Origin of the sequence: Aquisalimonas sp., assembly GCF_007120195.1 — a bacterium.
Taxonomy (GTDB): Bacteria; Pseudomonadota; Gammaproteobacteria; order Nitrococcales; family Aquisalimonadaceae; genus Aquisalimonas.
On record NZ_SKOG01000052.1, the window covers coordinates 1 to 5588 of the forward strand.

At 62.3% G+C, this 5588-nt stretch carries 7 protein-coding genes; 1 reads left to right on the top strand and 6 read right to left on the bottom strand.

The window, feature by feature from the left end:
- From QZT63_RS04270 to QZT63_RS04280, 3 genes are all read right to left on the bottom strand, one after another.
- Positions 1 to 386, bottom strand: a 386-nt coding sequence (locus QZT63_RS04270; protein WP_290648885.1) for a glycosyltransferase, incomplete at its 3' end; no start/stop codon positions are given.
- A 465-nt stretch (positions 387 to 851) separates the two neighbouring features.
- Positions 852 to 1772: a hypothetical protein gene (locus QZT63_RS04275; protein WP_290648887.1), complete on the bottom strand. Its 921-nt coding sequence runs from the start codon at positions 1770 to 1772 to the stop codon at positions 852 to 854.
- Positions 1773 to 2157: 385 nt separating this feature from the next.
- A complete protein-coding gene (locus QZT63_RS04280) occupies positions 2158 to 2484 on the bottom strand; it encodes a sulfotransferase (RefSeq protein WP_290648889.1) in 327 nt (108 codons plus the stop codon).
- 732 nt (positions 2485 to 3216) lie between these two features.
- On the opposite strand from QZT63_RS04280, the gene QZT63_RS04285 reads away from it, so the two are divergent.
- Positions 3217 to 3660, top strand: coding sequence for a hypothetical protein (locus tag QZT63_RS04285; RefSeq protein ID WP_290648891.1), 444 nt, complete (start codon positions 3217 to 3219; stop codon positions 3658 to 3660).
- Between the two features lie 162 nt (positions 3661 to 3822).
- Here QZT63_RS04285 and QZT63_RS04290 read toward each other — a convergent pair whose 3' ends face one another.
- The 3 genes from QZT63_RS04290 to QZT63_RS04295 all read right to left on the bottom strand — a co-directional run.
- Positions 3823 to 4092: a DUF2283 domain-containing protein gene (locus QZT63_RS04290; protein ID WP_290648892.1), complete on the bottom strand. Its 270-nt coding sequence runs from the start codon at positions 4090 to 4092 to the stop codon at positions 3823 to 3825.
- 603 nt (positions 4093 to 4695) lie between these two features.
- Complete coding sequence (locus QZT63_RS19960; protein ID WP_366635883.1) at positions 4696 to 5037, bottom strand: transposase; 342 nt, start codon at positions 5035 to 5037, stop codon at positions 4696 to 4698.
- A 239-nt stretch (positions 5038 to 5276) separates the two neighbouring features.
- Positions 5277 to 5588 (bottom strand): sugar transferase (locus tag QZT63_RS04295; RefSeq protein WP_290648894.1); only part of this gene is annotated, 312 nt, incomplete at its 5' end.

Genomic DNA, 5588 nt, shown 5'->3' on the forward strand with positions numbered 1-5588 from the left:
CACCCGGTCAGCGCCTCCATGTCGCGATCCGCCACCAGGTAACCCGTCTCGCCATCTCGCACAGCCTCCCGCACACCCGGCACGTTGAATGCGACGGTGGGCAGACCGGCCGCGGCCGCCTCCATCACTACGCGCGGAACGCCCTCGCGGTAGGAAGGGAACAACAGCAGATCTGCCTCTGCCAACAGGGGGCGAACGTCCGAGAGCCGTCCCAGGTACTCGACGCCGTCCTGTTGCCGAACCCACTCGAGCGTGACCGCATCCGGGTGCACAGGATCTTCCTCGCCTGCGAGCAGGAACCGCGCGCGTGGCCAACGCTGGCGAATCCGCCGGGCCACTTCCACGAACTCCGGAATGCCCTTCTGGCGCAGCAACCGCCCGAGCATGACGATGACCGGGGCATCGCTGTCATGACTTCGCCGATCACTCCATGCAAACCGCCCGAGGTCGACTCCTGAGCCGAAGAGCGGATCAGGGTTTCACGGGAACTGGTGAGTGCATAGCCGCGGCTGGCGTGGCGGCGAAGAGAATGGTTTGTGTGACGTGCGGACTCGCTCTTGCTGCCACACGCTGGTGAATCGTGCGCCTCCGGCGCAGGCTGTTTAACGGCGGATTGAGCCGCGCAAATCCGCAGGTCTTCCCTTCGATAGCCCTGGGAACTCGTTTTGGCGGATTAGCCGAACGCGAAATCCGACATCAAACCAACCGCCGAAGGCACAACCCGGGAGGGATTCGGCCGCACAGGCGACGGCAACAAACCGCCAAAGACATAAAAAAAACACTCCGGCCAAGGGACAAGGGCGCCGCTCTCACTGATTCCGCACCATCAACTCTCCCTGCGGCGAGTGGACTTAGTGAAACACCGCCTCCGGATCCTCCGCGGTGAGAATGCGCTCGGACCACTCCAGCAGGGTGTCGGTGTCGGCCTGCTCCACCCGCTCGCGGTAGGCCTCAGCCGCGGCGGCGCCGAACTTGCGCTCCAGTAGACGCAGCAACACGGCCGCCTCGCCCTGCTGTAAGCCCTGCTCCATGCCTTCCTGCCGGCCCTGCTCCATGCCTTGCTTCAAACCTTCTTCCCGAAACCGCTGTGCAAACCCGCTCATCTGCTCACTCTCCTGCGGATACCGCTGCGCATATAGCGCTGCCTCATTATCAGACAGCGCCGCGTAGATGTCGACGAGGTCGATGTACTTCAACTGCCGCTCCGGGTCCCGCTCGAGTTCCATCAGCCCTCGCAGGGCCGCAGCGTACGCCTCCACCCTCTCCTCCGAGGTGCTGCAGGCCATGTTCGGCAGCATCAGCCGCGCGACTAGGTTGTCGCTCTCGCTGTAGCCCTTGTAGGGGATCGACCGCAGCCAGCAGGAGAGGTAGCTGAAGTGCAGAAAGGTTCGCCGGTCCCCGCCGAGGGTGAGCCTCTCTACGGCATGGCCCGCGTCCAGGAAGATGACCACCGGGACCACACGCGTGGTCTCACACAGCTGTGCGAGATCCAGGCAGTAATGCGCCAGGCGGTGGATGTCGAACCGTCGCGCGGCGCTCTCCTCTTCGATGACGAACAACAGCGCCTCCCGGCGCCCATCCGGCCACTCCACCAGCAACGGCACGTCGAGCTCGCGAAAGCGTTCGCCCAGGCGCTCCTGGAGCTGCTCCTGGCGCAGCGGTGTGATCCGGACGCCGGCATCAATGGCGGCCGCCTCCTCGGCGGCGAAAAACGCCAGCGCCTGCCGCGGGTAGTCGAGGATCAGGTTCTTGAAGTTCTGGTCGTGGCTCATGCGCCGAACCTCTTGGTGGGTTGTTGTTATACGTTTATACAGTATTTGAGGTGGCTGGCTGAATCAAGGCCCAGATGGATTGAGGGACGGGGGGGTGGGATGGTGGGGTGTGGCAAGGGTGAGGCTTGGGTACTCTGTGGTGCGCCTTCGGCGCGGGTGTGTTTCACGGTGCATTACGCTGGCGCTAATGCCCCCTACGCCCTCTGATCGGCCCCGGTGCCATAGCATGGCTGCGACTCGTAGGGCAGATTAGCGCAGCGTAATCTGCCGTCAAACACACCCGCGCTGAAGGCGCACAACCCGGGCGAAGTGTATCGGCACACGCAATGGCAACCCCCCCCCGAAGACACAACAAAAAACGCCCCGGCCACAAGCGACCAGGGCGTTACCTTGGGGAATTTCGCACGACTCCACCAACCCACGACCATCTTGGCATCCGGTTCGTTCGGATCTGCCCGCGGCACAGACGTAACGGCCAGGGGCCGTGCGGCGTGGCCGCCTCTCGCCTTTGCAACGCCGAGGCCTCAATGCCAAGGAACGCAAGCACACGCCCCACCTCGGCCTCCGGCGCTCGTACAAAATCCTCGTAGGCCACCTCCAGCCAACGCTCCCGTGGCATCGCGGCAAACGCCGCAGCGGCCGAATCCACGCATCGCTGCCATTGGAGCGCACACCCCTCGTCCAGGGAATGCTCCGCCAGCAGCAACTCCATGCCATCCAACTGTGGCCGCCAGAGCGCACGCCAGGCGTTCTTCACGGGAGAACAGGCGGTAGATGCGATTCCACAGGTACCGTCCGCCGTCGTACGGCAGGTCCGACATGGGCACGAAGCGGGCCTTTTGCGCGAGGTAGGGACTATCGAGCGCCGCCTTCCAGCGCTTCATCGCCGAACCCACGGCATCGACCCCGTCACGGCGGATCAAGAGATACCGGGCATCCGGCACCGCCGCATCGACAAACGGCACGCGCAATGAATTGGCACAGGTTTTCTCGAGCACCGCATACGCCCCATACCGTCGCCCCATCCAATCGAACTGCCACCGGATGGAACGTACCACCTCCGGGCGTGCCCGCTCCGGCGTCAATTCGTCCGAGGGGTAGCGGACGTTGCCGTGGCGCCAGATGTAGTTGATCTCATCGCACGGCCAGGTAGCGACACCGCGCACCGGGGGTCAGCACCTCTCGGAACATGTTGGCGCCGGAGCGGGGCGCGCCGACGATGATCACTTGCTGATGGTCAGTCATGATGTCCAAAGTGGTTTTTCGGTTGCCAACTCAGCCTGAAAACCGATCCTGGCCGTTTCATCGAGGCAGGCAGCCCCGCAGGAGCCGGAGACCTCCCTTCTGTGGACACGCTCGTACAACCAGTACGCCTCTCCTTGCGAAGGATTCGCTCACGCCTCCCCGCGACGCGCCCAATCCGGCCCAACCCCGGGGTGTCGGCGTGGCCCAGGACCTGATCTCGCTCCATGTTGCCCTCAGGGCCATCGCCGCGGCCGGTTTGCCGCCGACGACACACTTGCAATGTGGCTCTCGCTCGCGCATTGCCGCATTCATCCACAGCACGCTCATCGATCAAGCGTGTTCCGCTTTGCGGACAAACAAAAACCACGAGGTGATGGACCCCGCTCAATTGGTTGTAGAAATCAGAACAGAGGTGGCTGACGACATGGTCGGCGACAGGGACGGAGAAGCGGAGCATGCGAGAAGGTGGGCGCTGGCGGTCGCCATAACGACCCCACTTGACATGGCTCCACAGGAACTCCAGGCCCTCTATCGAGACGTCCGCTCTCTGCGAGGAGCTAAACTGGCTCGCTTCATCAAGAAGCTATTCCCCACAGCCCACCGGATGATGGCTACCTTCGCTCCGCTGAATGACACCCACTGACCGGTTGATCCGCAGGCGGGATCAGCGCTACGTGTGGCCGCCACCGGCCATTTCCGGCCATCGCTCCATGCCGTCGCGAATGACCGCTGTCCGTTAACGTTACCGCTAACGGGGCGCGAATTTCGACGCTCCAGTTGAGCGGCCGGTTAGCCAATGCTTCAACTATGCAGCCCGAAGTGGTGCCAATTCATTATCTTGCATCGGGGGCAACCCCAGCTTAATGAGTACGTGATTGAGATCTGCTATGCTTACCTTTGTAGGTGCAGTAAGCTCTATCCCAATCGGATTTCCTCCCTGGCCAAAGTCGATGACCATACCGGCTTCGGCTTTTGACGTACGAAAACTTCTCTCACCGGCTTCCCGAGGCAAATAAAGATAGGCGGCAAGAGGCTTGCCTCGACGGAAAGTTACTTCTAGATAAGGCTCTTTCATATTAATCGTCCCAAACTGGGTAGGCGGTTACGACTACAATTAACTTATAAACATCATCCGGCTCCACGATAATTTCCCAATCGTGTTTTTTATGCCGCGTCTGTATCACCCAACGGTTCTCGACAATGTCTTGACGATAGGTGCCAGCACGCTGCAACATTGCCCTCAAATCCACTTCATTGAATTGACGATCCTCCATACGCTTGAGTAAATGAGGAGTGAACTCCAGTTCCCATTCCCACCACTCTGGCCATCGCCGTTTTTTCAGGACTACCCCCGACCGTTAAATTGTTCCAATCCTCTACATTGTCGTCCCTGGCTAACAGTGAAGCATTTCTTCGCCGTGCGCAGCATGGCGGATAAATTCCTGTCGGACTGAGCCGCCCATCAGGCTGGCGCACGCTTCATCTGGGTTTTGTATCGGCCGCTCGGCGCTGCGATGCTCCGGTGGACTCGGGCGTGGCGTGGGCGGCGGTGCCGAGTGCGCCGGTTGTGTCCATGGCCCCCGTCCTATGTGCTGCCTTTGATACCCAAACTAGCGCGCCAGGGGGCGAAAATCCAGCCCCGGACCGAGCGAGGCCGTGACCCCTGCCGAAGAGGCCGTCAGCACGCAGGGGCTCCAGCCCTCAGTCCGGCAGCATTGTCGGTGCGGGTGTTCCCGGTTGCCCGAGGCGTGGAACCAGCGTGGCTGGGCGTAATCAGCTCGATGGAGTGCACCGGCCCAGAGCGGCAGCGGGGGCAGGTGCACTCAGCGCGAGTGGTTGCATCAGTGGCGCGGCATGCGTAATCAGCGGCGGTCTTGACGGCAAGCACTGCGCGGATCTGGGCCAGTCGCGTTCGTCGACAGCGTTTGGCGAGAAAGCCATCGTCGCGCCCGCGCATGAGCCCCCTGGGGAGGACATGGAGCAGAAACCGGCGGACGAACTCCCCACCATCGATGGTCATGCAGCGGTTGCGGGGGTTCCCCTCGGCGTCGGTATCGCACAGATGCGCGACTAATGGCTTGGCACTGTCCGGAACTCATGGGCGCTACGCCCTGTGGGAGCCCCCGGAACAGGCAATCAGTACACGCGGATTATGCAGTGCGGGCGGCGGGTCAACACGCACACCTCCCGCGCCCAACCCGGCGAGAGCCTGAGCCGCGGCGAATGGCTCCAGGAAGTGCCACCACCGCGCGCTCTCACTCACCCAACAACAGTCCGCCAGATATCAAGGAGATCCCGCCAGAACGACCAGTGCACATACTCGCGATTGATCCGCACCTTGTCCGGGTAGATGACCTCACTGTTGTAGGCTTCCGGGTCATCAGCCTCGGCCAGCAGGGTTTCCTCGTCGCGGTACTTGAGCGTCGCTGGGCCGGTGATGCCGGGGCGCACGCTCAGGATGATGCGATCCTCCCCTGCAAGCGTGTCGGCGAAGGCCGGCACATCGGGCCGCGGGCCGACGAAGCTCATGTCGCCCTTGAGCACATTAATGAGCTGCGGCAGCTCGTCGAG

What these genes read in the sequence shown, in the direction of transcription:
- QZT63_RS04280 (WP_290648889.1), bottom strand. Translation starts at nt 2,484, where the DNA reads ATGGAGTTGCTGCTGGCGGAGCATTCCCTGGACGAGGGGTGTGCGCTC.
- QZT63_RS04275 (WP_290648887.1), bottom strand. Translation starts at nt 1,772, where the DNA reads ATGAGCCACGACCAGAACTTCAAGAACCTGATCCTCGACTACCCGCGG.
- QZT63_RS04290 (WP_290648892.1), bottom strand. Translation starts at nt 4,092, where the DNA reads ATGAAAGAGCCTTATCTAGAAGTAACTTTCCGTCGAGGCAAGCCTCTT.
- QZT63_RS19960 (WP_366635883.1), bottom strand. Translation starts at nt 5,037, where the DNA reads ATGACCATCGATGGTGGGGAGTTCGTCCGCCGGTTTCTGCTCCATGTC.